This window comes from Microbacterium sp. NPDC064942, from assembly GCF_049545525.1.
GTDB classification, from domain to species: domain Bacteria; phylum Actinomycetota; class Actinomycetes; order Actinomycetales; family Microbacteriaceae; genus Microbacterium; species Microbacterium gawkjiense.
On sequence record NZ_JBMWDR010000006.1, the window covers coordinates 1 to 24,656 of the forward strand.

Annotated in this window: 24 protein-coding genes and 1 rRNA gene; 9 read left to right on the plus strand and 16 right to left on the minus strand. The window is 69.9% G+C overall.

What is annotated here, in order from left to right; translation table 11 throughout:
* Positions 1-228 (minus strand): 16S ribosomal RNA (locus tag ACPEH2_RS10740); the annotation flags it as partial.
* Positions 229-768: 540 nt separating this feature from the next.
* A complete protein-coding gene (guaB, locus tag ACPEH2_RS10745; RefSeq protein ID WP_359919841.1) occupies positions 769-2,271 on the minus strand; it encodes an IMP dehydrogenase in 1,503 nt (500 codons plus the stop codon).
* Between the two features lie 204 nt (positions 2,272-2,475).
* Here guaB and ACPEH2_RS10750 point away from each other — a divergent pair, with 204 nt between their 5' ends.
* The 4 genes from ACPEH2_RS10750 to ACPEH2_RS10765 are packed head-to-tail and all read left to right on the plus strand — an operon-like array spanning position 2,476 to position 6,564.
* On the plus strand, positions 2,476-3,795 hold the full coding sequence (locus ACPEH2_RS10750; protein ID WP_423718662.1) for a branched-chain amino acid ABC transporter permease: 1,320 nt from the start codon (positions 2,476-2,478) through the stop codon (positions 3,793-3,795).
* A 6-nt stretch (positions 3,796-3,801) separates the two neighbouring features.
* Positions 3,802-4,782: a branched-chain amino acid ABC transporter permease gene (locus ACPEH2_RS10755; protein ID WP_217528277.1), complete on the plus strand. Its 981-nt coding sequence runs from the start codon at positions 3,802-3,804 to the stop codon at positions 4,780-4,782.
* Entirely contained in the window at positions 4,772-5,800 is a 1,029-nt protein-coding gene (locus ACPEH2_RS10760) for an ABC transporter ATP-binding protein (protein ID WP_217528279.1), read from the plus strand. The genes ACPEH2_RS10755 and ACPEH2_RS10760 overlap by 11 nt, the downstream gene beginning before the upstream one ends.
* Positions 5,797-6,564, plus strand: coding sequence for an ABC transporter ATP-binding protein (locus ACPEH2_RS10765; protein WP_366214317.1), 768 nt, complete (start codon positions 5,797-5,799; stop codon positions 6,562-6,564). The genes ACPEH2_RS10760 and ACPEH2_RS10765 overlap by 4 nt, the downstream gene beginning before the upstream one ends.
* A gap of 209 nt (positions 6,565-6,773) precedes the next feature.
* Here ACPEH2_RS10765 and ACPEH2_RS10770 read toward each other — a convergent pair whose 3' ends face one another.
* From ACPEH2_RS10770 to groES, 3 genes are all read right to left on the minus strand, one after another.
* Entirely contained in the window at positions 6,774-8,135 is a 1,362-nt protein-coding gene (locus ACPEH2_RS10770; RefSeq protein WP_217528283.1) for an ABC transporter substrate-binding protein, read from the minus strand.
* A gap of 146 nt (positions 8,136-8,281) precedes the next feature.
* Positions 8,282-9,220 (minus strand): EamA family transporter RarD, encoded by a 939-nt coding sequence (gene rarD, locus ACPEH2_RS10775; RefSeq protein ID WP_253035318.1) that lies wholly within the window; start codon positions 9,218-9,220, stop codon positions 8,282-8,284.
* A 131-nt stretch (positions 9,221-9,351) separates the two neighbouring features.
* Positions 9,352-9,648 (minus strand): co-chaperone GroES, encoded by a 297-nt coding sequence (groES, locus tag ACPEH2_RS10780; RefSeq protein WP_017203655.1) that lies wholly within the window; start codon positions 9,646-9,648, stop codon positions 9,352-9,354.
* 170 nt (positions 9,649-9,818) lie between these two features.
* Here groES and ACPEH2_RS10785 point away from each other — a divergent pair, with 170 nt between their 5' ends.
* Positions 9,819-11,018 (plus strand): THUMP-like domain-containing protein, encoded by a 1,200-nt coding sequence (locus ACPEH2_RS10785; RefSeq protein WP_423718663.1) that lies wholly within the window; start codon positions 9,819-9,821, stop codon positions 11,016-11,018.
* A 1-nt stretch (position 11,019) separates the two neighbouring features.
* Here ACPEH2_RS10785 and ACPEH2_RS10790 read toward each other — a convergent pair whose 3' ends face one another.
* The 8 genes from ACPEH2_RS10790 to ACPEH2_RS10825 form a co-directional block, all read right to left on the minus strand.
* The gene (locus tag ACPEH2_RS10790; RefSeq protein WP_423718664.1) at positions 11,020-11,508 is read right to left on the minus strand and encodes a hypothetical protein; all 489 of its coding nucleotides are present in this window, start codon (positions 11,506-11,508) and stop codon (positions 11,020-11,022) included.
* Positions 11,505-12,563, minus strand: coding sequence for a tRNA (adenosine(37)-N6)-threonylcarbamoyltransferase complex transferase subunit TsaD (gene tsaD / locus ACPEH2_RS10795; RefSeq protein ID WP_064003267.1), 1,059 nt, complete (start codon positions 12,561-12,563; stop codon positions 11,505-11,507). Before tsaD ends, ACPEH2_RS10790 begins: the two co-directional genes overlap by 4 nt.
* Position 12,564: 1 nt before the next feature.
* Positions 12,565-13,062 carry a ribosomal protein S18-alanine N-acetyltransferase gene (gene rimI / locus ACPEH2_RS10800; protein ID WP_423718665.1) on the minus strand — a complete coding sequence of 166 codons (498 nt, stop codon included), beginning with the start codon at positions 13,060-13,062 and terminating at the stop codon, positions 12,565-12,567.
* The gene (tsaB, locus tag ACPEH2_RS10805; RefSeq protein WP_423718666.1) at positions 13,059-13,727 is read right to left on the minus strand and encodes a tRNA (adenosine(37)-N6)-threonylcarbamoyltransferase complex dimerization subunit type 1 TsaB; all 669 of its coding nucleotides are present in this window, start codon (positions 13,725-13,727) and stop codon (positions 13,059-13,061) included. The genes rimI and tsaB overlap by 4 nt, the downstream gene beginning before the upstream one ends.
* Positions 13,728-13,775: 48 nt before the next feature.
* On the minus strand, positions 13,776-14,279 hold the full coding sequence (gene tsaE / locus ACPEH2_RS10810; protein WP_217528297.1) for a tRNA (adenosine(37)-N6)-threonylcarbamoyltransferase complex ATPase subunit type 1 TsaE: 504 nt from the start codon (positions 14,277-14,279) through the stop codon (positions 13,776-13,778).
* Positions 14,276-15,391, minus strand: coding sequence for an alanine racemase (gene alr, locus ACPEH2_RS10815; protein WP_423718794.1), 1,116 nt, complete (start codon positions 15,389-15,391; stop codon positions 14,276-14,278). The genes tsaE and alr overlap by 4 nt, the downstream gene beginning before the upstream one ends.
* Positions 15,392-15,396: 5 nt before the next feature.
* Complete coding sequence (locus tag ACPEH2_RS10820; RefSeq protein WP_366214313.1) at positions 15,397-15,753, minus strand: holo-ACP synthase; 357 nt, start codon at positions 15,751-15,753, stop codon at positions 15,397-15,399.
* Between the two features lie 253 nt (positions 15,754-16,006).
* Positions 16,007-16,594, minus strand: a complete 588-nt coding sequence (locus ACPEH2_RS10825) for a low molecular weight phosphatase family protein (protein WP_423718667.1) — start codon at positions 16,592-16,594, stop codon at positions 16,007-16,009.
* A 116-nt stretch (positions 16,595-16,710) separates the two neighbouring features.
* On the opposite strand from ACPEH2_RS10825, the gene ACPEH2_RS10830 reads away from it, so the two are divergent.
* Positions 16,711-17,526 carry a CPBP family intramembrane glutamic endopeptidase gene (locus ACPEH2_RS10830; RefSeq protein ID WP_253035327.1) on the plus strand — a complete coding sequence of 272 codons (816 nt, stop codon included), beginning with the start codon at positions 16,711-16,713 and terminating at the stop codon, positions 17,524-17,526.
* Positions 17,527-17,554: 28 nt separating this feature from the next.
* Here ACPEH2_RS10830 and ACPEH2_RS10835 read toward each other — a convergent pair whose 3' ends face one another.
* Positions 17,555-18,865 carry a UDP-glucose/GDP-mannose dehydrogenase family protein gene (locus tag ACPEH2_RS10835; RefSeq protein ID WP_311861601.1) on the minus strand — a complete coding sequence of 437 codons (1,311 nt, stop codon included), beginning with the start codon at positions 18,863-18,865 and terminating at the stop codon, positions 17,555-17,557.
* Between the two features lie 221 nt (positions 18,866-19,086).
* Between ACPEH2_RS10835 and ACPEH2_RS10840 the strand changes: the two genes are divergently transcribed.
* A complete protein-coding gene (locus ACPEH2_RS10840; RefSeq protein ID WP_423718668.1) occupies positions 19,087-19,668 on the plus strand; it encodes a hypothetical protein in 582 nt (193 codons plus the stop codon).
* A 1-nt stretch (position 19,669) separates the two neighbouring features.
* On the opposite strand, the gene glmS is transcribed toward ACPEH2_RS10840, so the two are convergent.
* Entirely contained in the window at positions 19,670-21,520 is a 1,851-nt protein-coding gene (gene glmS, locus ACPEH2_RS10845) for a glutamine--fructose-6-phosphate transaminase (isomerizing) (protein ID WP_423718669.1), read from the minus strand.
* 163 nt (positions 21,521-21,683) lie between these two features.
* Between glmS and ACPEH2_RS10850 the strand changes: the two genes are divergently transcribed.
* Positions 21,684-22,181, plus strand: coding sequence for a CAP domain-containing protein (locus ACPEH2_RS10850; protein WP_311861595.1), 498 nt, complete (start codon positions 21,684-21,686; stop codon positions 22,179-22,181).
* A gap of 79 nt (positions 22,182-22,260) precedes the next feature.
* Here the strand turns inward: ACPEH2_RS10850 and ACPEH2_RS10855 are convergent, their stop codons facing one another.
* The gene (locus tag ACPEH2_RS10855; RefSeq protein WP_423718670.1) at positions 22,261-24,045 is read right to left on the minus strand and encodes a hypothetical protein; all 1,785 of its coding nucleotides are present in this window, start codon (positions 24,043-24,045) and stop codon (positions 22,261-22,263) included.
* 149 nt (positions 24,046-24,194) lie between these two features.
* On the opposite strand from ACPEH2_RS10855, the gene ACPEH2_RS10860 reads away from it, so the two are divergent.
* Positions 24,195-24,656, plus strand: coding sequence for a VanZ family protein (locus ACPEH2_RS10860; RefSeq protein ID WP_423718671.1), 462 nt, complete (start codon positions 24,195-24,197; stop codon positions 24,654-24,656).

The following is a 24,656-nucleotide window of genomic DNA, read 5'->3' on the forward strand; positions in this document are numbered from 1 at the left end:
CCATCCCAGACCGAAAAATCTTTCCAACTGCTGACCATGCGATCGCAGCTCATATCCGGTATTAGACGCCGTTTCCAGCGCTTATCCCAGAGTCAGGGGCAGGTTGCTCACGTGTTACTCACCCGTTCGCCACTGATCCACAGAGCAAGCTCTGCTTCACCGTTCGACTTGCATGTGTTAAGCACGCCGCCAGCGTTCATCCTGAGCCAGGATCAAACTCTCCGTAAAAGAAAAATACTGACAACGACCGGAATAGGCCGAAGCAGCGAGTTTGAACTGACCAAAAAGATAAATCATTGCTGACTATCCATCGCCGACACCGAAATGCCGACTTTGATCCAAAGGAATCTCACCTCAGCCGAAGCCGAGATCGAGGTTATTTGGCATTTGACAAGTGCACGCTGTTGAGTTCTCAAGGATCGGATGCTCCCACACCACCCCCGCAAGGGCTTCGTAGTGAGGCAACTTCTCTACCTTAGGACGACACCCGCGAACCCGTCAAACCCGACACGCCGGCGATCTCGAAAGATCCGGAGTGTGGGAGGTGACGGCTGCGGGAGCGTCCCGATGCCCCGTCCTAGACCTGAGGTCAGACCCAATCGCAGAGCGACTGTTTCTTCTTGGAGGGGGTGGTTCGCCATCTTGAGGGCGGCGGGCCTTTCGGCCTCTCGCTCTTCCCTGTGGGGCGAACAAGTAATAAGTTACGCGGGGTTCGGGGACTGGGCAAATCAGCCCCGCATCCCGGGCGTGTCGGGCTCGCAGACCCGCTCAGCGCTTGTAATTCGGCGCCTCGACGACGATCTGGACGTCGTGCGGGTGGGACTCCTTCAGACCGGCCGAGGTGATGCGCACGAACTTGCCGCGCGCCTTCAGCTCCTCGATCGTGCGGGCGCCCACATAGAACATCGACTGGCGAAGCCCACCGACGAGCTGGTACGCGACGGCCGAGACCGGACCGCGGTATGCGACCTGCCCCTCGATGCCTTCGGGGATCAGCTTGTCGTCGCTCGGCACGTCCGCCTGGAAGTAACGGTCCTTCGAGTAGGAGGTCTTCTTGCCACGCGTCTGCAGCGCACCGAGCGAACCCATCCCCCGGTAGAGCTTGAACTGCTTGCCGCCCTGGAAGACGACCTCCCCCGGGGACTCGTCGGTACCCGCCAGGAGTGAACCGAGCATGACCGTGTCCGCACCGGCGACGAGCGCCTTCGCGATATCTCCCGAGTACTGCAGACCACCGTCTGCGATGATCGGCACGCCGGCCTCGCGCGCCGCGAGCCACGCCTCGTAGATGGCGGTCACCTGCGGCACGCCCACGCCGGCGACGACGCGGGTCGTGCAGATCGACCCCGGCCCGACGCCGACCTTGACGGCATCCACTCCGGCGTCGATCAACGCCTGCGCGCCTTCGCGGGTCGCGACGTTGCCGCCGATCACGTCGATGTGGGCGAACGAGGCGTCGGCCTTGATCCGCTTGACCATGTCGATGACTCCGGCGGACTGGCCGTTGGCCGTGTCCACCACGATGACGTCGACCCCGGCATCCCGCAGCGCCTCGGCGCGCTCCCAGGCGTCGCCGAAGAACCCGATCGCTGCGCCGACCCGCAGCCGGCCCTGATCGTCCTTCGTGGCGAGCGGGTACTTCTCGCTCTTGTCGAAGTCCTTGATGGTGATGAGCCCGGCGAGCTTTCCCTCCTCATCGATGAGGGGGAGCTTCTCGACACGGTGGTGGGCGAAGAGGGCGATGACCTCGTTCGCCCCGATGCCGACCTTGCCGGTGACGAGGTTCTCGCTCGTCATGACGTCGCGCACCTTCGTCGTCTGGCGCTCGAAGCCCGAGACGAAACGCATGTCGCGGTTGGTGACGATGCCGACGAGGTGCCCCTCGTCATCCACCACGGGGAGACCCGAGATGCGGTATTGCCCGCAGAGCGCGTCCACCTCTTCGATGGTCGCGTCGGGGGTCGTCGTGATCGGGTCGGTGATCATCCCCGACTCGCTGCGCTTCACGCGGTCGACCATGGATGCCTGGTCGGCGATCGACAGGTTGCGGTGGATGATGCCGATGCCGCCCTCGCGCGCGATGGCGATCGCGAGGCGCGACTCGGTGACGGTGTCCATCGCGGCGGAGAGGAGAGGAGTCGCGACGGTGATGCGTCGCGTGACCCGGGAGGAGGTGTCGGCCTCGGACGGGATGACGTCCGTGTGACCGGGCAGCAGCAGGACATCGTCGTACGTCAGTCCCACGAATCCGAACGGGTCGTTGTGCTCCATGTGCTCTCCTGCATCGAACGGCTTGTCTGAATTCTAAGGCGCGGGGCGCTGCTTTCATTCCCTCCGCCCGAGATGAGGGCAAGAGGCGGAGTGTCGATGGTTGCGGCAGGGAAACACAGCGGCAACAATCGCTGGATACGGTCGTGTGGCGCCGGGGGCACCCGTACCTCTGCGCGCTGACCATGCTTCAACCAGGAGGTGTCGGTGACGACCACCCGCTCTGTGCGCGCCCGCAATCGATGGCGACGCGCACTCGTAGCCCTCATCGCCGGAGTCTTCTCCGGCGCTCTGCTGTTCGGCCTCGCGAATCCCGCGATGGCCGGCACCCAAGATCCGGAGGATTTCCCTTTCGCCGTCCAAGGCAACGTCCGGGCCGCTGGTGAGCCCGTCGAAGGTGCCACGGTGGTCGTGATGGGCGGTGAATACACGGGTGAGGCGGAGACCGCAGCGAACGGATCGTGGCGCGTGCCCGTCCCCACGAAGGACGTGCCCTACACGGTCGAGCTCGTCGAGGACTCGCTTCCGGACGGCGTGAGCGCGCCCGACGGCTTCGAGTTCACGCAAGAGGTGGAGTTCGGCGCGACGAGCAACGTGACGCGCAACTTCACGCTGGGAGCGGCGGAACGGACGACGACGTCCTTCTTCGACCAGTTCCTGTCTCGAGCCGTGAACGGGCTGAACTTCGGTCTCATGCTCGCCCTCGCCGCGATCGGCGCCTCCCTCGTCTTCGGCACGACCGGTCTGTCGAACTTCGCGCACGGCGAGATGGTGACCTTCGGCGCACTGGCAGCGCTCTTCTTCTCCGTAGCCGTGGACATGCCGATCTGGATCGCGATCCCGCTCGCGGTGATCGTCTCGGGGCTGTTCGGATTCGGGATGGATGCCGGCCTGTGGCGGCCATTGCGACGAAAGGGCATCGGCACGGTCCAGCTCATGATCGTCTCGATCGGCCTGTCGCTGGCGCTGCGCTACGTCTTCCAGATGTTCGTCGGCGGTGGGACGGTCAATCTGCCGGGCGGAGCATCCGCAACGATCCCGGGGCTCGGCCCGATCCGGCTGACGGTGACCGACCTGATCAGCATGGGCGTCTCCATCGTCGTCATCGTGGCATTCGCCTTCTGGCTCATGCGCACCCGCATCGGTCGCGCGACGCGCGCCGTCTCCGACAATCCGTCCTTGGCAGCGGCAAGCGGCATCGACGTCGACAACGTCGTCCGCATCGTCTGGATCATGGCCGCTGCGCTCGCGGGACTGTCGGGCGTCCTGTGGGCTTACTTCCGCCCGGGGATCAAGTGGGACATGGGCACGAGCATCCTGCTCCTGGTCTTCGCCGCCATCACGCTGGGCGGTCTCGGCACCGCCTTCGGCGCGCTCGTGGGCGCGATCATCGTCGGCCTGCTCGTCGAGGTCTCGACGCTGTGGATCCCGTCCGATTTGAAGTACGTCGGCGCGCTCGTCGTGCTCATCGTCATCCTTCTGTTCCGTCCGCAGGGTCTCCTCGGGCGCCGAGAGCGAATCGGATAACGCCTCATGGACTTCCTCCAGATCCTCAGCAACACCGCGGCGCAGATCCTGTCGCCGGTCACCCTCGGCTTCGTTCTCGCGGCGATCGGTCTCTCCGTTCATTTCGGCTTCGCCGGCCTGCTCAACATGGGCGTCGCGGGCTTCATGGCCGTCGGCGCTTACGGCTTCGCGATCTCGACACTCACCTTCGGCCTTCCCTGGGCGGTGGCAGCCCTGATCGGCTTGGTCGGCGCGGTGCTGTTCTCCCTGGTCATGGGCATCCCGACTCTGCGTCTGCGAGGGGACTACCTGGCCATCGTCACGATCGCTGCGGCGGAGGTGGTGCGTCTGCTCTTCCTGACGTCCTCCTACCGCGAGGTGACGGGTTCGGCGGACGGCCTCTCGGGCTTCCAGCGCGACTTCCGCGCGAGCAACCCGCTGCCGCCGGGCCGCTACGGCTTCGGACCGTGGACGTATCAGTCCGACCAGTGGTGGGTCATCATCGTCGGCATCGTCGTCATCGCGGTCGTCGTCGCCTTCGTCTGGCTGCTGATGCGGAGTCCCTGGGGACGTGTCATCCGCGGGATCCGCGAAGACGAGGACGCCGTGCGCTCGTTGGGGAAGAACGTGTTCGCCTTCAAGATGCAGGCGCTCATCGTGGGCGGCGTGATCATCGCGGCCGGCGGAATCGTGACGGCGATGGGTACCAACGTGAACCCGAACGTGTACGTGACGTCGCAGACGTTCTACGTCTGGACGGCCCTGCTGCTCGGCGGCGCCGCCACGATCTTCGGCCCCGTGCTCGGAGCGGTGCTCTTCTGGGTCGTCCGCGCATTCCTGTCCAACCTCCTCCCCGCGCTCGTGAAGATCGGCTGGCTGCCCTTCCTCACCGCGGAGCAGAGCCAGATGCTCGTGTTCGTCCTGGTGGGTGTCGCCCTCATGCTGCTGGTCATCTTCCGACCGCAGGGCATCCTCGGAAGCAAGAAGGAGCTGACCTTTGTCCGCTGACGTCGCGCCCCCCGCTCCCCGTCCCAAGGCCACCGGCCTGCACAAGGGCGAGATCCGCCCCGGTGTGGAGAAGGTCGACCCGATCATCGTCGCCGACGGTGTCAAGCGAGTCTTCGGCGGCTTGACCGCCGTCGACGTCGACCACCTCGAGATCCCGCGGAATGCCATCACCGCGCTCATCGGCCCGAACGGTGCCGGCAAGACCACCTTGTTCAACCTGCTGACCGGGTTCGACAAGCCCAACGAGGGCACCTGGTCCTTCGACGGCCAGAACCTCGCCGGCATCCCGGCGTTCAAGGCCGCCCGGATGGGCCAGGTGCGCACCTTCCAGCTGACGAAGTCGCTGGGACTGCTCACGGTGCTCGAGAACATGAAGCTCGGGGCGCCCGGTCAGGGTGGCGAGACCATCTGGCGCGGCATCCTGCCGTTCCTCTGGCGCAAGCAGGAAGCAGCGATCGAGGACAAGGCCCGCGGCCTGCTCGCCCGGTTCAAGCTCGACGCCAAGGAGAAGGACTTCGCAGCATCGCTTTCTGGCGGTCAGCGCAAACTCCTCGAGATGGCGCGCGCCCTGATGAGCGACCCGACGCTGGTCATGCTCGACGAGCCGATGGCCGGCGTCAACCCGGCGCTCACGCAGTCCCTCCTCGACCACATCCTGGATCTCAAGGACCTCGGGATGACGGTGCTCTTCGTCGAGCACGACATGCACATGGTCCGTCACATCGCCGACTGGGTCGTCGTGATGGCCGAGGGGAAGGTCGTCGCCGAGGGGCCGCCCGACACCGTCATGAAAGAGCAGGCCGTCATCGACGCCTACCTCGGGGCCCACCAGGACGTCGATCTCGGCGTCGTCACGGGCCGCTACGAGGGCGAGCTGACCGCCGAAGCTCAGGAACTGATCGAGGAGCAGCACAAGCTGCAGGACACCGTCGAGGCGGATGCCACGACGCACGCCGCGGAGGATTCGTCGGCACCCGGCACTCCGGGCTCGACGCGCGGAACGGAGGAGACCAAGTGAGCGACACCGCCGCATCCCCCGCGGGCGCGACTGCGACTGCACGTGCTCAGAACGTCGTCGAGCTGCGAGATGTGCACGCCGGCTATCTGCCGGGCGTCAACATCCTCAACGGCGCCAATCTGACGGCCGCGAAGGGCGAGCTCATCGGGATCATCGGCCCCAACGGCGCCGGTAAGTCCACGATGCTCAAGGCGATCTTCGGGCAGGTGAAGGTCCGCTCCGGTGCCGTCATGCTCAATGGCGAGGAGATCACGGGCCTGCGAGCGAACAAGCTGGTGGCGAAGGGTGTCGGGTTCGTCCCGCAGACGAACAACGTCTTCCCGAGCCTGTCGATCGCTGAGAACCTGCAGATGGGTGCGTATCAGCGGCCGAAGGTCGTCAACGAACGCATCGACTTCGTGACGTCGATCTTCCCCGACCTCGCCAAGCGTCTGCAGCAACGGGCCGGTTCGCTCTCGGGCGGCGAGCGGCAGATGGTCGCCATGGGCCGCGCACTGATGATGGACCCCTACGTCCTCCTGCTGGACGAGCCGTCGGCCGGTCTGTCGCCGTCCCGCCAGGACGAGGCGTTCCTCCGCGTCTCGGAGATCAACAAAGCCGGTGTGACGACCATCATGGTCGAGCAGAACGCGCGCCGGTGCCTGCAAATCTGCGACCGGGGCTACGTCCTCGATCAGGGCCGTGACGCCTACACGGGCACCGGCCGCGAGCTGCTCAACGATCCGAAGGTCATCGGCCTCTACCTGGGGACGCTCGGCACCTGACCTCCAGAAGGACCCTTCGACGCCCCCGGCTTTCGGTCGGGGGCGTCGTCATGTGCGCACGAAATGCCGCCGGCGGACGTCCTCGGCGGCGGCATCCGCTCCCCTGCCGCGATGCACCGAGCGCCGGCCCATCGCTGCCGGTGACAGCGCGTCGGGCGCACAGAGAACGGCCCCGGTCCGAGGACCGGGGCCGTTCTGTGATCGTCGAATCAGCCGACGTTGAGGAACGAGTAGTTGTTGTCCTCGCCGTACTGGAAGACACCGATGGATGCCTCCGTCGGGTCGCCCACCTCGTTGAAGGTGATGGGGCCCGAGACACCGTCGTAGTCGGCGACCTCACCGGCGTTGATGATGTCGGCGCACTCCGCATAGGTGGTGCACTTCGTGCCGTCACCCGAGCCGCCGGACACCTGCTGCAAGTGCGCAGCGACGTCCGGACCCTCGCTGGAGCCGGCCTCGAGGGCAGCGAGTGCGAGGAGGATGACCGCGTCGTAGGACTCGGGACCGTAGGTGTAGTCCTTGAGCTCCTCGTTGCCCTCGCCCGTCCAGAACGCGTTGAGATCCTCGCGGAACGTGGCGATGCTGTCGGGGTCGACGGCGGGGTAGGTTCCCTTGGCGCCCGTCAGGGTGCCGGCCTCGAATTCGTCGCCGAAGTTCGAGAGGTTGCCGTCCACGAGGTACATCTTGTCCTTCGGGAAGTCGGCACCCACGAGCTCGGGGATGATCGTCTTCACCTCTTCGAACGTGATCAGCGCGATGGCGTCGGGGTCAGCCGCGAGGACGTCCTCGACCTGAGCCGAGAAGTTGGTGTCACCCGTGTTGTACAGCGACGCGGAGACCACCTCGCCGCCGGCGTTCTCGAAGGCGGCCTTCGTGAAGCAGGCGAGACCCGTTCCGTACGAGTCGTTGAGGATGATCATGCCGAGCGTCTCGGCGCCGTCGCCCGCGATGAGGTTGCCGAGCACCTCGCCCTGCAGGACGTCGGAAGGAGCGGTGCGCCAGTAGAGACCCTTGTCCTCGTAACCCGTGAAGGCGGCCGAGGTGTTGGCGGGCGAGAACTGGATCGCGTCGGCGGCGATGACCTGATCGATGAACTGCAGCGACGTGCCGGAGGACGCCGCGCCGATGATCGCCGTGGCGCCCGCGTTCAGCAGACGGGGGATCTCGGTCTCGTAGGCCTTGTTGTCGGTGTCGCCCGAGTCGCCCTGGACGAGGTTGATGGTCACACCCTTCGCCGCTTCGTTGACCTCAGCGGCAGCGAATTCAGTGCCGGCGATCTCGGGCGGGCCGAGGAAGGCGAGGTTTCCGGTGACAGGCAACGCGGTGCCGATGGTGAACTCGAGGTCGGTGGCGGGGCCCTCCGACGTGGAGGTGTACTCCGGGGTGTACGAGGCCGGTTCGGCCTCGTCGCAGTTGACCGGGAACTTGAAACCGGCCGGCTCGTTGGACGCGCCGCCGGACGCTGTGGGGGTCGAGGATCCGGCGCAACCGGCCAGGACCAATGCGCTCGCGCCGACCAGGGCGATGGCGCCCATGACCTTTGCGGAACGCGAACGGGAGAGAACGCTCATTGTGCTCCTTGCTGTGGTGACACGGGTCAGTTCGGGACCAGCCCGGTGTGTTCAACCTAGTGGCGCGCTCGTCTCCCCAATGTTGCCGTTCGTTAACGATGTGTAACGAGGTGGGCACGCTCCCATAACGGTCTCGGAAAGCGCGGTCAGACGGGGTCGGGCACCAGCGCTTCGGCGCGGGTCCGGTTGCGCCGGGACGACAGAAGCGAGTCCACCGTGAAGACCGCGACGGCGACCCAGACGAGGCCGAATCCGATCCAGCGCTCGAAGGGCATCGGCTCGCCGAGGATGAGCACCCCGGTGAGGAACTGCATGATCGGCGCGATGAACTGCAGGATGCCGACCACGGTCAGCGTGGTGCGGCGGGCGCCGGCGGAGAAGAAGAGGAGCGGAACGGCGGTGACGGCCCCCGCCAGCAGGAGCAGGACGGTGTGCCCGGTCCCTTCGCGGCCCATCGTCAGTCCGGAGGTGACGCCGACGAGGACGAGCTGGAGGACGGCGATCGGCACGAGCCAGAAGGACTCGAGGGTGAGGCCGCTCACGGCATCCACCGACGGTCCGATCTTCTTTTTGACGAGACCGTACGTCGCGAAGCTCGCCGCGAGGGCGAGCGCGATCCAGGGCACGCGGCCGACCGCGACGATGATCACGACCACCGCGACGCCCGCGATGCCGACCGCGACCCACTGCGCAGTGCGCAGGCGTTCCTTCAGCACGATGACGCCGAGGAGCACGGTCGCGATCGGGTTGATGAAGTACCCGAGGCTCGTCTCTACGACGTGACCGGTCAGGGTCCCGATGAGGAAGACCTGCCAGTTGACGTAGATGAGCAGGCCCGCCAGGAGCGTCCAAAGCATGAGGCGACGATCGCGCAGGATGACCCGCATCCGCCCCCAGCCGCGGGTGATCGCGAGCAGCGCGATGCAGAAGACGAGGCTCAGCAGGATGCGCCAGCCGACGACCTCCCACGGGGTCGTCGGGGCGAGGCTGACGAAGTAGAGCGGCAGGAAGCCCCACAGGACGTAGGCCGAGAAGACGAAGACGCCCCCGAGGGACTTCTCGCGCGCGGCCTGCTCGGGTGTCATGAGCACAAGCCTACGACGGTCATGACAGCGGGCGCGTCATCCGCACTGCCGTCGATCGCCCGGATCCTGCCATCAACGGAACAGGGCCCGGATGCCGAAGCATCCGGGCCCTGCGCTGCAGTCGCTGCGTGTCAGCGGACGACGACCGCCAGGACGTCGCGAGCCGACAGGACGAGGAACTCGTCGGCGCCGAACTTGACCTCGGTGCCGCCGTACTTGCTGTACAGGACGCGGTCGCCGACGGCGACGTCGAGCGGAACGCGGTTGCCGTTGTCGTCGATGCGGCCGGGGCCCACGGCCACGACCTCGCCCTCCTGGGGCTTCTCCTTGGCGGTGTCAGGGATGACCAGGCCACTTGCGGTGGTCTGCTCGGCCTCGACCTGCTTGATGACGATGCGGTCTTCGAGCGGCTTGATGGAAACCGACACGGTCTACCTCTTTCTTGCTGGTGGGGTCCTGCTACAAGACTCATCAGCACTCGCTTACCGAGAGTGCTAACAAGAGTCTAGAGCGCGGTTGGCACTCATGCAACGCGAGTGCCAACACGATGACGGATGCGGCGACGCACCATCCGACCGCGGAGACCTAGGCTGGCCGGATGGACAAGGCCGAGCTCACCGCCCTCCTGACCCCCCAGGGGCTGCGGATGATCGACGAGGTCGGACCCCTGGCATCCACCGCCGAGGTCGCGGCGGCCGTCTCGCGGCTGCGTGCCGCCGGCCACTCCCCCGATCTCGTGTCGGCCGTCGTCGGTCAGGCGCACCTGCGGGTGCGTGCAGAGGGCAAGTTCGGTCCGTTCGCCGAGCGCATGCTGTTCACCCGCGCGGGACTCGAGCAGGCGACCCGCCTCGAGGTCGCCGCCCGGCACGCCGGACGGTTCCGGGCCGCGGGGATCACCCGCGTCGCCGACCTCGGATGCGGCATCGGCGGCGACGCCCTGGGACTCGCGGGCATCGGCCTCGACGTGCTCGCGGTCGACGCCGACGAGACGACGGCCGCCCTCGCCGCCTACAACCTCGCGCCGTTCGGCGATGCGGTCACCGTGCGGCAGGGCCTCGCCGAGGAGACCGACCTGGACGGCTGGGACGCGGTCTGGCTCGACCCCGCCCGTCGGACCGCGGGGCACAGCGAGACCAGCCGCACCCGGCCCGAGGACTGGTCGCCCTCGCTCGACTGGGCGTTCGCCCTCGCAGAGCGGATGCCGGTGGGCATCAAACTCGGACCGGGCCTCGATCGCAGCCTGCTCCCCGACGACGTCGAGGCGCAGTGGATCAGCGTCGACGGTTCGACCGTCGAGCTCGTGCTGTGGTCGGGCGCCCTGCGTCGCGACGGCGTGGCACGCTCGGCGCTCGTGATGCGGGGCCGGGCCGCGGCGGAACTGACGGCGGCCGCCGACGCGCCCGACGAGCCGGTCCGCGAGCTCGGCGCCTTCCTCCACGAGCCCGAGGGCGCCGTCATCCGCGCGCGCCTGATCGGCGAGGTCGCCCGGGAACTGCGGGCGGGGATGGTGGCCGAGGGCATCGCCTACCTGACCTCGGATGCCGCCTTGACGAACCCCTTCGTGCGGACGTTCCGGGTGCGGGACGTCCTGCCGATGAAGGTGCCCGCGATCAACGCCGCTCTCCGCGACAGGGGCGTCGGCACGGTCGAGATCAAGAAGCGCGGCGTCGACGTCGACCCGGCGCAGTTCCGGCGCAAGCTCGCGCTGCGCGGCGACGCCTCAGCGACGCTGATCCTCACGAGGGTCGGCGAGGGGCGGGACGCGAAGCGGGTCGCCGTGCTCGCGGAGCGCGTCTGAGTCAGGCGGACAGGGCGCCCTGCGAGGCCGCCCACCACAGCCAACCGGCGCTGTAGGCGAGCGAGGCGATGCTCAGGCCGAGCCCCCAGAGCGCGGTCTCGCGCTTCTCCCACGGGCGTCGCAGCGCGAGGACCGCGAGGACGACGCCGATCACGCCGACCGGGAACCCCCAGCCGACGAAGCAGGCCAGCACGAGCGCGAGCGACCCGAACAGCAGCGACCAGCCGGCGCTCCGCGGCAGCACCGGCGCCGGGGGGATCCAGCGGACGTCCGGGGCGGCGGCCTCGGCGGGATCCGGGTGCACCGCGAGTGGCGGCGCGACGGGCAGCGGCTGCGTGAGCTCCCGACGGAAACCGCCCCGGTGCACGCCGGGGAGCGCGGTGTCCGTCGGCGCGAGGACGACGTCGGGCGATGCCACCTCGACGGCGGGGGCGGCGGGGGGCTCGTCCGCGGCAGGTACGGCGGGCGGCGGCATCCGCTCGTCGCTCATGACGAGGGCTCCACCTGGATCGTCGTGACGGGCAGGGTCGAGTCGGCGCCGAACGCGAGGGTCGAGGCGGGGCGACCGCTCATGATGAGCTCGGACGCCAGTGCCGCGATCATCGCCCCGTTGTCGGTGCAGAGCGAGAGGGGCGGGATGCGGACGGCCACCCCCGCGGCCTGCGCACGCTCGAGCGCGACGTCGCGCAGGCGCTTGTTCGCGATCACGCCGCCGCCCAGCAGCAGGCGGGGCACGTCGTGACGCGCGCAGGCGTCGAGCGCCTTCGTCACGAGGACGTCGACGACCGCTTCGCGGAAGGATGCCGCCACGTCGGGCACCGAGACGGGCTCACCGGCCGCCTCGCGCTGCTCGACCCAGCGCGCGACGGCCGTCTTGAGCCCTGAGAACGAGAAGTCGTAGCGGTGCTCGGCCATGTCCGACGCACGCGACATGCCGCGCGGGAACCGGATCGCCTGCGGGTCGCCCGTCGCGGCGGCCTTGTCGATCTCGGGGCCGCCGGGATAGGGCAGACCGAGGATGCGGGCGATCTTGTCGAAGGCCTCGCCGGCGGCGTCGTCCATCGTCTCGCCGAGCAGCTCGACGTCGGAGACGAGGTCGCGGACGAGGAGCAACGAGGTGTGCCCGCCGCTCACGAGCAGCGCGACGGTCGGGTACTCGACCTCGTCACCGGTGAGGATGTCGGCGGCGATGTGCCCCACGAGGTGGTTCACGGCGTACAGCGGTTTGTCGAGGCTGACGGCGAGCGCCTTGGCGGCGCCCACGCCGACCATGAGGGCGCCGGCGAGACCCGGCCCGCTCGTGACGGCGACCGCGTCGAGGTCGGCGAGCGAGACCTGCGCCTCGGCGAGCGCCGCCTCGATCGCCGGCTGCAGCGCCTCGAGGTGGGCGCGCGCGGCGACCTCGGGCACGACGCCGCCGTAGCGGGCGTGCTCGTCCATCGAGCTCGCGATCGTGTTCGAGAGCAGGGTGCGACCCCGGACGATGCCGATGCCGGTCTCGTCGCAGCTCGTCTCGATACCGAGCACCAGGGGTTCGTGCGTCATCTCAGCACCATCCTTCGGCGGCGGTCGGCGCCGCGGTGCGACGGGCGTCCCAGGCGACGAGATTCAGCTGCATGACGACCGCGTCGACGTCGTCGGGCTGGTAGTAGCGCGGCCGGCGGCCCACCTCGGCGAACCCTTCGGACAGGTAGAGCGCGGCGGCTCCGGGATTGTCGGCGCGCACCTCGAGGAACACCTCGCGCGCGCCGCGGGACCGGGCCGTCGCGAGCAGTTCGCGCAGCAGCGCGCGGCCCCGGCCGTGCCCCCGCGCGTCGGCGGCGATGGCGATCGTCTGGATGTCGGCATCCGCTGCGCCCTGCACGGCGCGCACACCGCCGTACCCGACGAGGCGGCCCGCCTCGACGTCGACGACGTACCGCCCGTGGGGGGAGGCGAGCTCGCCCGCCATGAGGGCGTCGCTCCACGCGTCGGTCGGGAAGGACGCGCGCTCGAGGCGCATGATGTCGTCGAGGTCCGCGGCGGTCGCGGTGCGGAGGGTCACGAGCCGACCCTCTTGCGAGCGCCGGGGAGGGTGACGTCGGGTGCGCGCAGGTAGAGCGGCTCGCCGAGGGACTCGACCCGGCCCGCCGCGACCGCGCGCGCCGCGACGAGCGCGACCATCGCGCCCGGGATCGCCGTCACGTCCCGGCGCTCGGCGCCGTGCGCGGCGAGCGCGTCGTCGACGGCGTCGCGCGGGGTCAGGGTGGCGTCGATCACGCGCCGCGGGAGTCCGTCGTCGTCGATGCCGTCGTAGACGGTGTACGCGAACTCGCGGCGGCGGACGTCGGTAACGACCGCGAACCGCGGCAGCTCGGCGAACGGGTCGGCGAGCAGCACCGCGAGGGCGGCCACGTCGTGGCTGCGGACGGGGACGACCGGGATGCCACGGCCCAGCGCGAACGCGCGCGCCGCCGCGATTCCGACCCGCAGCCCCGTGAACGGCCCGGGACCCATGCCCGCGGCCACGTGGGTCAGGGCGACGGGCTGCGGAGCGCCGGTCGCACCGATGGGGCCGTGCGCGGCATCCGTCATCACCTGCTGCAGCAGGGAGCCGATGATCTCGGCGTGCCCGAGCGGGTCGGCACTGGCGACCTCGGCGCGCACCGCACCGTCGACATCGGTGACGGCGACGGCCGTGCCGAGGGACGTGTCGATGCCGAGGATCACAGGATCAAGGGTATCGGGAGGACGGATGCCGCGACGCGGCCGCCGCGGTCAGGGACGTCGCGTGACGGTGACGATGCGCGGCGCGGCGTCTTCGAGCTCGGCGGCGTAGGGGCCGGTCGTGCCGCAGGCGTTGTCGATGCCCGTACCGCTCCAGCCGCGCTCGATCTCGAGCTCCCACCACGTGTCGACGAGGCCGTCGACCATGCCGCGCCCCCATTCGACGATCGTGACCGACCGGTCGGGGTCGAGGCCCAGGTCGTCGAGCTCGGCCGGGGAACCGAGCCGGTAGGCGTCGACGTGCACGAGCGCCGGGCCGCCGACTTCGGACGGGTGGGTGCGGGCGATCACGAATGTGGGGCTCTGGACCGGGCCGCGGACCCCCAGACCCGCGCCGATGCCGCGGGTGAGCGTCGTCTTGCCGGCGCCGAGGGGACCCGTGAGGACGAGCAGGTCGCCGGCGCGCAGGGCGCCGCCCAGCTCGCGGCCGAGTCGCTCCATGTCCTCGGGCGAGGCGACCTCTCGGCGCCCCTCGAAGTGCTCCATCCCGGTCACGACCGCACCTCCCGTCGCGGCACGCGCGGGCCGATGCGCGTGACGATCTCGTAGTTGATGGTGTCGGCGGCGTCGGCCCAGTCGGTCGCCGCGGGCACACCCGTCGCGGGGTCGCCGAAGAGCACGGCCTCGTCGCCGACCGCGACCGGGGCGTCGCCGACGTCGACGACGAACTGGTCCATCGCGATGCGTCCGGCGACGGGGAACGTGCGCCCGCCGATCGAGACGGGGCCGGCTCCCGAGGCCGCGCGCGGAACACCGTCGGCGTAGCCCATCGAGATCAGCGCGAGCGTCGACTCGCTGGCCGTGCGGTGCAGGTAGCCGTAGGAGACCCCCTGCCCCGCGGGCACGCGGCGCACAGCGGCGACCGCCGCCCGGAGCGTCATCGCGGGACGCAGCCCGAGGTCGGCGGACGACCGGTCGGCGAACGGCGACAGCCCGTAGATCGCGACACCGAGACGGACGCAGCCCAGGCGCGCCTCGGGCAGGTCGAGGGCGGCGTGGGATGCCGCGATGTGACGCAACGGCGGACGGAGACCCGCCGCTTCGGCCGCCGCCTGGGCGACCGTGAAGCGCGACAGCGCCGTGCGGTCGTCGGCGGCGGACGTGTTGGAGAGGTGACTGAACAGGCCCAGGACCCGGATGACACCGGCCTCCTCGAGGGCCGCCGCCTCGGCGAACACCGCGCCGTAGTCGGCGGGGGCGATGCCGTTCCGGCCGAGGCCCGTCTCGACCTTGAGCTGCACCGTGACGGGCCGCTCCGGCGACCCGGCCGCCGCGGCGGCGCGGACCTGCTCGAGGCTCGACACGCCGAGCTCGACGCGGGCGGCGGCGGCCTCGGCGAAATCCGCGCCCGGGGCGTGCAACCAGGCGAGCACGGGGGCGTCGATGCCCGCGGCGCGCAGCTCGAGCGCTTCGCCGACGTCGGCGACCGCCAGGCGCGCCGCCCCGCCGGCGAGGGCCGCCCGCGCCGAGCGGACGGCTCCGTGACCGTACCCGTCGGCCTTCACGACGGCGATGACCTCGGACGCGGTCACCCGCGCGAGGTGTCGTACGTTGTGCTCGATCGCGCCGACGTCGATGACCGCTTCCCGCGCGACGCCCTCCGGCATCCGGGTCACGATCCCACCTCCGCGACGACGTAGGCCGTCGCGAGTCCCGCGTCGTGCGAGAGCGACAGGTGCACGGTCGTGATGCCGCGGTCGGCGACGGTGACGGCGGTCTCGCCCGACAGCGCGAAGACGGGGCGCCCCGAAGGTTCGGAGGCCACCTCGATGTCGGTCCAGTGCACGCCGTCCGAGCCGCCGAGCGCCTTGATGAGCGCCTCCTTCGCCGCGTAGCGGGCGGCGAGCGAGTGCGGCTTGAGGGTCTGCTCGGCGGGCGTGAACAGGCGCTGCATGAGTTTCGGGGTGCGGGCGATCGACGCCTCGAAGCGCGGGATGTCGACGAGGTCGACGCCGATGCCGATGATCATGCCGCCTCCCCCTCGCCGCGCTCTACGGCATCAGATCAGGATATCCGGGGTGCGCGGCAGGACGTTCGCACGGCGCGGCCGGCACGTACTTCGGAGATCCGGCGCCGGTGTGCGAGGAGAAAGGCGGACTTTCCGCCCGGAGTCGCTCCGTGGCGCCGATTTCTCCGCGGATGTTGCCGCCGCCGGGATCAGCCGCCGGGATCAGCCGCCGGGATCAGCCGACGGGATCAGCCGCCGAGATCAGCCGCCGGGATCAGCCGACGGCGAGGCGGACGACGCGCTCGACGGCGTCGAGACCCGGCGAGAGCTGCGCGTCGGAGCGTGCGTAGGTCTCGCGGGAGCGTCCGTAGGGGTCGACCACGTCGTCGTCGGCGGGATCCGCGGGCGGGAGCACGAGACCGCGCTGCCCCGACAGGACGGCGAGCGCGCCGCGGAGGCGGTCCCGCGGCTCCGCGCCGACCGCACCGGCCCGCAGCGCCTCGTCGGGGGTCGCCGCGGCGAGCCGCTCGAACTCACGGATCGTGAACGCGGTCCGCAGCTGACCGGGGGCGAGCTCGACCACCGCGCGCCGGTGGTCGCGATCCATGGCGAGCACCAGGTCGGGGCCCTGCAGGATCGCCTCGGTCAGGTACCGCGATCCGTGGGCCGCGATCCGGTCGGCGGGCACGCCGCGGGCGATCGCAAGCTCAGCGGCTTCGACCGGCATCCGCACTCCCTCGCGAGCGCGGATGCCCGCGCTCGTCGCCACCACGCCGAGGTCCGCGAGGCGCTGCTCGAGGACGAGCGCCACGAGCGGCGAGCGGCAGATGTTGCCCGTGCAGACGGTGAGGATGTGGATCACGCGGGGCCCTTCGAGACGGATGCCGCGACTCGCCCTCGCCGGAGTCTCCCCCTCGGTGCTCGGCGGGACGGTGGCGCGGGGGTGGGACGCGGACGGGCACCCGATACGGTAGGCCCGTGCAGGATCAGCTTAGCGACGGCCCCTCGTCCCCCGCGGCGGAGGCGGAGACCCCGATCGCCGAGCCCGAGCACCGCCCCGACGGCGATGAGCGGCGCCGCCGCGGCCGTCGCCGGCGCCGCACCGACTGGCGCCTCGGCGGCACCGGGGTGCGCCCCTGGAACGGCAGCCTGCTGGTCATCGCGCTGCTCAGCCTGGGCGCGGCGATCTTCGCCGGCTCGCTCGTGCAGCTGCTGTGGCGGTCGCCGTCGGCGCCGCTGGTCTCGACGGCGGTCCTGTGGGTCGGGATGCTGGTCCCCGTCGTGGTGGCGTTCCGCCGAGGACGCCCGGCCGGGCTGCTGCGCGTGCGCGGCGCGGACCTGATCTACGGACTCGCTCTGGGCCTCGGCCTGCGGGTGATCGAGGGATGGGTGTCGGATGCCGCGGCCCGCCCGTTCCCGTCCGCGAACCTCACCTCGTCGTGGCTGCTGACCGAGGCGATCCCGTCGGGGCTCGTCGGCCCGGTGGTCGAGGAGTTCTTCTTCCGCACCGTCATCCTCGTCGCGATGTACGGGCTGCTCCGTCGCACCGCGGGTCGCGCGGCGGCGGCGGTCGCGGCGGTCCTCGTCTCGACGGCGAGCTTCATCCTCATCCACGTCGTCGACGGCTCGCTGCCGCTCGGCGAGTCCCTCTCGGTGGGCGCCGTCGGCCTCGTCTGCGCGACCCTCGTCATCCTGACCGGTCGCGTGTGGGGCGCCGTGTTCGCGCACATCGTCTACAACGCGACGGCGCTGCTCCTGATGGCGGCGGGCGCGGCGATCTCCGGCGGGCAGTGACACCACCCGCCGGAGCGCAGCGCATCGGTCAGGGGCGACCCATCCCGTAGTACGTCCAGCCGGCGGCGCGCCACGCGGCGGGGTCGAGGGCGTTGCGGCCGTCGACGACGACGCGGCCGGTGGCGAGGGATGCCGCATGCTCGGGGGCGAGCTCGCGACGGTACTCGTCCCACTCGGTGACGAGGATGACGGCGTCGGCGCCGGTCAGCGCCTCGTCGCGGTCGGCCACGTAGGTGAGCTGCGGGTGCTGGCGACGGGCGTTCTCGATGGCCTCCGGGTCGGTGAGGGTGACGTTCGCGCCGAGCCCGTGCAGCCGAACGGCGACGTCGAGACCCGGGGAGTCGCGGATGTCGTCGGAGTGCGGCTTGAAGGCGGCACCGAGCACGGTGACCTTCTTGCCGTAGACCTCGCCGCCGAGGCCCTCCTGGACGAGCTGGACGGCGCGCTCGCGGCGACGCATGTTGATCTCGTCGACCTCGCGCAGGAACGCGACCGACTCACCGCGGCCGAGTTCCTCCGCGCGGGCGGAGAAGGCGCGGATGTCCTTCGGCAGGCAGCCGCCGCCGAACCCGATGCCGGCGCCGAGGAACCGGCGACCGATGCGAGCGTCGTGGCCGATCGCGTCGGCGAGCATCGTGACGTCGGCGCCGGCGACCTCGGCGATCTCGGCCATCGCGTTGATGAAGCTGATCTTCGTCGCGAGGAACGCGTTGGCCGACACCTTCACGAGTTCGGCGGTCGCGTAGTCGGTCACGATGAAGGGCGTGCCCTTCGCGATCGACGGGTGGTAGACCTCGCGGAGCACCTGGGTGGCGCGCTCGCCCTCGTCACCTGCGGGGACACCGGCGACGAGGCGGTCGGGGTCGATCGTGTCCTGCACGGCGAACCCCTCGCGCAGGAACTCGGGGTTCCAGACGAGGGTCGCGCCCGTCGCGCTGACGCGGGGAGCGAGGGATGCAGCGGTGCCCACCGGAACCGTCGACTTGCCCGCGACGATGTCGCCCTCGGACAGGTGCGGGAGGAGCGCGTCGACGGCCGCGTTGACGTAGGTCAGGTCGGCCGCGTAGCCGCCCTTGACCTGGGGCGTGCCGACACCGACGAAGTGGACGGCCGCGCCCGCGGCGGCGGCGAAGTCGGTCGAGAAGGACAGTCGACCGGAGGCGATGCCCTCGGAGAGGATCTCGGACAGGCCGGGCTCGAAGAACGGCGCCTCCCCCGCGGCGAGCGACGCGATCTTGCGCTCATCCACGTCGATGCCGACCACCTCGTGGCCGATCGAGGCCATGGCCGCGGCGTGCACGGCGCCCAGGTAGCCGCATCCGATGACAGAAAGTCGCATTGAAAAAGTCCCTCCACAACGAACGCCGTGTCGTCGACGCCCCGGTCGTGTCTACCAGATTCCGGTCACGTTCTTTTTTCGCCGCCGTGTCGTCGCGCGTGCGGATCGTGTCGACGGGCCGGGTCCGACACGTGACGCCGAGGGCACGGGTCGCTATCGTGAGCGCAACCGCACCATCGCTTCCGAGTTCTGACATCACCTCACCCGAAGAGGACGTCACGATGAGCACCTCCGCAGAAGGCGCCTCACAGGCCGGATCACCTCCGCCTGCGCACACCGACGCGCCCGCGTACACGCCCGACGACCGCGTCGCCCCCGAGGATCATTCGCTCCTCTGGCCAGACGCGCACCTCCTGGCCGCGCCGCCGCCGGACTACGAGCCGCTCGAGATGCCGGAGGTGTGGGAGCCGGATGCCGCGCCGGCGGCGCCCCCGCAGCCGTGGCCGTACGCGCCGTATGCGCCGACCCGGCAGCAGCCGCCGGAACCGGAGCCCGCGCCGGCGGCCGGTCCCGTCCCGGGCTACGTCATCTCGGTGCCCTACGAGGGGTCACCGGCCCCGGCCGCGACGCCCCGCGCTCCCGCGGGGCCGGCGACGCCGCGGAGCTTCCGGGACCTCCGCACCGGTCCGCTCGCCGGCCGGGATTTCGGGTCGATGCAGGAGTTCGCGGTCGCGGCCGTGCTCGAGGCGGGCTATGCGCAGGCGGACGTCGCCCGGCTGTTCCGGTTCGCGCCGTGGCAGCTGCGCGCCTGGGTCGACGAGGCGCGGAACGCGTCGTTCGGGCCGGGACCGAACCCGGCCTGACTCACTCGACCGTGACGGACTTCGCGAGGTTGCGCGGCTGATCGACGTCGAGGCCCTTCGCCGTGGCGAGACCCATCGCGAAGATGTGGAGCGGCACGACCGCGAGCAGCGGCTCGAAGAGCGGACCGGCCAGCGGGATGCGGAGCACCTCGTCGGCGAACGGGAGGACGGCGGCATCCCCCTCTTCGGCGACGGCGATCACACGAGCGCCGCGAGCGCGGATCTCTTGGATGTTCGAGACGACCTTCTTGTGCAGCTCGCGCGAGGCCCGCGGCGACGGGACGATGACGAACACCGCCTGACCGGGCTCGATGAGCGCGATCGGGCCGTGCTTGAGCTCGCCGGCCGCGAACCCCTCGGCGTGGATGTAGGCGAGCTCCTTGAGCTTCAGTGCACCCTCGAGGGCGATCGGGTACCCGACGTGACGGCCGAGGAAGAGCACCGACTGGGTGTCGCCCATCCACCGCGCGAACTGCTCGATGTGCTCCTGCTCGGTCTCGAGGACCCGTGCGATGCCGGCCGGGACGGCCTCGAGCTGGGCGACGGCGTCGCGGGCGACCTCCGTCGCCAGCGACCCGCGGACGCGCCCGATGTGGAGGGCCAGCAGGTAGAGGGCGGTGATCTGGGCGACGAACGCCTTCGTCGAGGCGACGGCGACCTCAGGACCGGCGTGCGTGTAGACGATCGCGTCGGACTCGCGCGGGATCGTCGCGCCCTGCGTGTTGCAGATCGACAGCGTCTTGGCGCCCTGCTCACGGGCGTACTTGACGGCCATGAGGGTGTCCATCGTCTCGCCCGACTGCGAGATCGAGACAACGAGGGTGTCGGGGCCGATGACGGGGTCGCGGTAGCGGAACTCGTGCGCGAGCTCGACGTCGACGGGCACGCGCGTCCACTGCTCGAGCGCGTACTTGCCGACCATGCCGGCGTACGCGGCGGTGCCGCAGGCGACGACGATGACGCGGTTGATGCCGAGGAACAGGTCGTCGAGCCCGTCGAGCTCGGGGATGACGACCGCACCCTCGTGCAGTCGGCCGCGGAGCGTGTTCGCGACGGCTTCGGGCTCTTCCGAGACCTCCTTGGCCATGAACGACGACCAGCCGCCCTTCTCGGCGGCGGACGCGTCCCAGACGACCTCGAACGGCTCGACCTCGACGGTGCTCCCGGCGAAGTCGGTGACCTCGACGCCCTGCGGCGTGATGGCGACGATCTGGTCCTGCCCGATCGCGAGGGCGTTGCGGGTGTGCTCGACGAAGGCGGCGACGTCGGAGCCGAGGAAGTTCTCCCCCTCGCCGAGCCCGATCACCAGCGGCGAGTTGCGACGCGCGCCGACGACGAGGCCCGGCTGGTCCTGGTGCATCGCGAGCAGCGTGAACGCCCCCTCGAGACGGGCGACGACGGCGCGGAAGGCGGCGACCAGATCGTGGGATGCCGCGAACTCCCGCCCGAGCAGGACGGCGGCGACCTCGGTGTCGGTCTCGCTGCGGAACGTGTAGCCCTCGGCGAGGAGCTCGGCCTTGAGCTCGGCGAAGTTCTCGATGATGCCGTTGTGGATGACGGCGAGCTTGCCGTCGTCGGCGAGGTGCGGGTGCGCGTTGACGTCGGTCGGTCCGCCGTGGGTGGCCCACCGCGTGTGGCCGATGCCCGTCGTGCCGTCGGCCATCGGGTGCGCGGTCAGGTCGTCGCGGAGCACCTGGAGCTTGCCGGCGCGCTTGCGCATGTCGAGGTCGCCCTCGCGGTCGATGACGGCGATGCCGGCGGAGTCGTAGCCACGGTACTCGAGACGGGCGAGACCCGAGAGAAGGATGGCCTGGCTGTCCCGAGGCCCCACGTATCCGACGATTCCACACATGCGCTCCATGCTAGGTGCGGGCGGCTGGGACTCCGCCCCCGGCGGGGCGCCGGGCGCGTCGCCGTCGGCAACGGCAAGGGGTGGTGCCCGAAACATGCGTTTGGTACCTATGGACTTCCGCGTCCCCAGCGCGGCCGTGCCCCCACACGATGGAGTTCCCCCCATGTCCGCATCCCCTCGCGTCCGACGACGGTCGGCGCTCGCCCTCACCGCGGCCCTCGCGCTCGCCCTCTCCGTGCTGCCCGCCGGCACGGCGTCGGCGGCCGTGTCGACGTCCTGCACCGGAACGACCCAGTCCGCTGTGCAGAAGCGGATCCTGGCCGACGTGAACGCCGCCCGGAAGGCGAAGGGCAAGTCCGCCCTGTCGCTGAACTCGGCGATGTCGACCGTCGCGGTGAACTGGTCCGGCAAGCAGGCCGCCGCCAACCGGATGAGCCACAACCCGTACTACGCATCGCAGATCCCGAAGGGATGGACCCGCGCGGGTGAGAACGTCGCCTTCGGGTACACCCCGCAGAAGGTGACCGCCGCGTGGATGGGATCGACGGGTCACCGCGCCAACATCCTGGGTTCGTACAACCGCATCGGGATCGGCGTCGCGTGCTCGTCGAAGGGCCTCCCCTATTACACGCAGGTGTTCGGGTACTACCCGGCGCGGTGACGGGCGCGGTGACGGGCGCGCGCTGCGGTGCCGGGAGAACGGCCGGCGTTTCGAGCGGGACACCGGCCGTTCTCAGACGTCACCGCACCGTGATCGGCTTGCTCGTCTTGCTCGTCGTGGCATACAGCTTCTTGGTGGCCGTCACCTCGACGCTGATCTTCTTTCCCTTGTCCGCCTTCGTGAGCGTGTAGGTCGACTTCACCGCGCCACGGATCGCCTTGCCGTCGCGAAGCCATCGGTACGAGAGGGTCGCCGTCGCGGGGGCCCACGTACCGGGCTTGGCCGTGAGCTTCTTGCCCACGGTTGCCAAGCCGGAGATCGTCGGAGTGGGGGCTTTCGTGAAGGAGTAGAGCGGCTTGACGGCCTTGCTGGTGCGCGTCACGGAGACGTAGCCGGACTTGGAGCCTGTCGTGCGGACCGAGAGGGATGTTCCCGCATCAGCAGCGACGACCTTGTACGTGGACGACGTCGCCTTCGCGATCGGCTTGCCGTTGCGGAGCCACTGGTACGAGACCTTCACGCCAGACGGTGCCCACGTGCCGGCTTCGGCCGTCAGAGTCTTGCCGACGCGGGGCGGTCCGGAGATGCTCGCCGTCGGCGTCTTCGTGAGCTTCTGGCCGATGGTGAGGGTGTACGTCTTGCCCCACGTCATGCGGTTGTTCCGGCTGTACACCCGCAGGTAGACGTACCCCTTCGGTGCCGTCACGCGTTGCGCTGCGAGCCAGGATCCGGTGTTGACGACGCTGTCCAGATCCGCGCTGAAGAGACTGTTCCCGATGGCGTCGTACAGTTCGACGTCGTACGTGCTGCCGCTCGTTCCGCGGGGACCGCGTAAGTCGACGACGAGGGGCCCGGCTGAGGGGACCCGAACGGCGTACCAGTCCTCGTCGTAGTAGGACGCCGTCAACGAGGAACCCGACACGGTCTTGCCGAGCGAGATCAGATCCGCCGCGGCCTGCTCGCCGTTGCCCTCCGTCTCGACGTACCCCGCCTTCGAGGTCACCGACAGGGAGTAGGACGCGCCCCAGCTGTCACGATTGTTCCTGCCGTACACGTGGATGAACGCGCGCCCCGCGGACAGGTACGTGGCGGAGTCACGAAGCGCCTTGCCGTCGTAGTCGAGAGCGTTGAGGTCGAACGCGTATCTCTGATTGCCGGCTGCGTCATAGACCTCGAAGTCGTACGCCTGACCCGTGAGATTCCGCGGGAATCGCACATCGAACGTCACCCTCCCCGCCTGCGGGATGTCGACCGCGTACCAGTCGTCGTCGTAATAGGACGACGACAACGACGAAGCCGACACGGTCTTGCCGAGCGAGATCAGATCCGCCGCGGCCTGCTCGCCGTTGCCCTCCGTCTCGACGTACCCCGCCTTCGAGGTCACCGACAGGGAGTAGGACGCGCCCCAGCTGTCACGATTGTTCCTGCCGTACACGTGGATGAACGCGCGCCCCGCGGACAGGTACGTGGCGGAGTCACGAAGCGCCTTGCCGTCGTAGTCGAGAGCGTTGAGGTCGAACGCGTATCTCTGATTGCCGGCTGCGTCATAGACCTCGAAGTCGTACGCCTGACCCGTGAGATTCCGCGGGAATCGCACATCGAACGTCACCCTCCCCGCCTGCGGGATGTCGACCGCGTACCAGTCGTCGTCGTAATAGGACGACGACAACGACGAAGCCGACACCGTGTCACCCAACGCGATGAGGTTGGCCGCCGCCATCCCGTTGTTCGGCTCCACCTCCGACACCGTTGCTGCGGTCGCTGCCGATCCGCCGCCCAACGTGAGCACGGATGCGACGAGGGCCGTCGCGATCGATACCGCGGCGGCCCGGAAACCCCTGATCTTGCGCGCTGAAACGCTCATTGTTCTCCCCAGAATCCAGGGATCCCCACGACCCCTGGCCGCAACCTAGCAGAGTGGGGGAGGCCGTGGTGTGTCATGACGATGTGAGCCCGCGCGGGCCGTAGACTCGCGCTCACGTCGCAGCGTCGCGTCACCCCCGAGGAGGACCGATGCCCGACACCCCGCCCCCGCTGCCGCCGGGGACGCCGCCCCGCCCGCCGCTTCCCGCGCGGACGCGGCGACCGCCGGCATCCGTCCCCGTGCTCGTCCTGGCGGGGTACCTGCTGTTGCTCGCGGTCATCGCGTTCTGGCCGACGCCCGTCGACGCCGATGTCGCCCCGCTGATCGACGCGCTCTCGCGGCGCCTGCCCGCGATCACGCGACCCCGTGTCGAGTTCGCGGCCAACGTCGCCCTGTTCGTGCCGTTCGGAGTGCTGCTGCCGCTGATCCTGCGCCGCTCGCCCGAACTCGTGCTGCCGATCGCCCTGGTCGCGACCGTCACGATCGAGTGCGGGCAGGCGCTGCTGCTCAGCCACCGGGTGCCGAGCGTGCTCGACATCGTCGCGAACGTGACCGGAGCGAGTATCGGGATGCTGGTGCTCGCCCTGTGGCGCCGGATGCGGCGCGCCTGA

Bases quoted from the DNA above. Each gene is read 5' to 3' on its own strand.
- guaB (WP_359919841.1), bottom strand. From the start codon at position 2,271: ATGGAGCACAACGACCCGTTCGGATTCGTGGGACTGACGTACGACGAT.
- ACPEH2_RS10755 (WP_217528277.1), top strand. From the start codon at position 3,802: ATGGACTTCCTCCAGATCCTCAGCAACACCGCGGCGCAGATCCTGTCG.
- ACPEH2_RS10770 (WP_217528283.1), bottom strand. From the start codon at position 8,135: ATGAGCGTTCTCTCCCGTTCGCGTTCCGCAAAGGTCATGGGCGCCATC.
- rarD (WP_253035318.1), bottom strand. From the start codon at position 9,220: ATGACACCCGAGCAGGCCGCGCGCGAGAAGTCCCTCGGGGGCGTCTTC.
- ACPEH2_RS10785 (WP_423718663.1), top strand. From the start codon at position 9,819: ATGGACAAGGCCGAGCTCACCGCCCTCCTGACCCCCCAGGGGCTGCGG.
- ACPEH2_RS10790 (WP_423718664.1), bottom strand. From the start codon at position 11,508: ATGAGCGACGAGCGGATGCCGCCGCCCGCCGTACCTGCCGCGGACGAG.
- tsaD (WP_064003267.1), bottom strand. From the start codon at position 12,563: ATGACGCACGAACCCCTGGTGCTCGGTATCGAGACGAGCTGCGACGAG.
- alr (WP_423718794.1), bottom strand. From the start codon at position 15,391: ATGCCGGAGGGCGTCGCGCGGGAAGCGGTCATCGACGTCGGCGCGATC.
- ACPEH2_RS10820 (WP_366214313.1), bottom strand. From the start codon at position 15,753: ATGATCATCGGCATCGGCGTCGACCTCGTCGACATCCCGCGCTTCGAG.
- ACPEH2_RS10835 (WP_311861601.1), bottom strand. From the start codon at position 18,865: ATGCGACTTTCTGTCATCGGATGCGGCTACCTGGGCGCCGTGCACGCC.
- ACPEH2_RS10840 (WP_423718668.1), top strand. From the start codon at position 19,087: ATGAGCACCTCCGCAGAAGGCGCCTCACAGGCCGGATCACCTCCGCCT.
- glmS (WP_423718669.1), bottom strand. From the start codon at position 21,520: ATGTGTGGAATCGTCGGATACGTGGGGCCTCGGGACAGCCAGGCCATC.
- ACPEH2_RS10850 (WP_311861595.1), top strand. From the start codon at position 21,684: ATGTCCGCATCCCCTCGCGTCCGACGACGGTCGGCGCTCGCCCTCACC.
- ACPEH2_RS10855 (WP_423718670.1), bottom strand. From the start codon at position 24,045: ATGAGCGTTTCAGCGCGCAAGATCAGGGGTTTCCGGGCCGCCGCGGTA.
- ACPEH2_RS10860 (WP_423718671.1), top strand. From the start codon at position 24,195: ATGCCCGACACCCCGCCCCCGCTGCCGCCGGGGACGCCGCCCCGCCCG.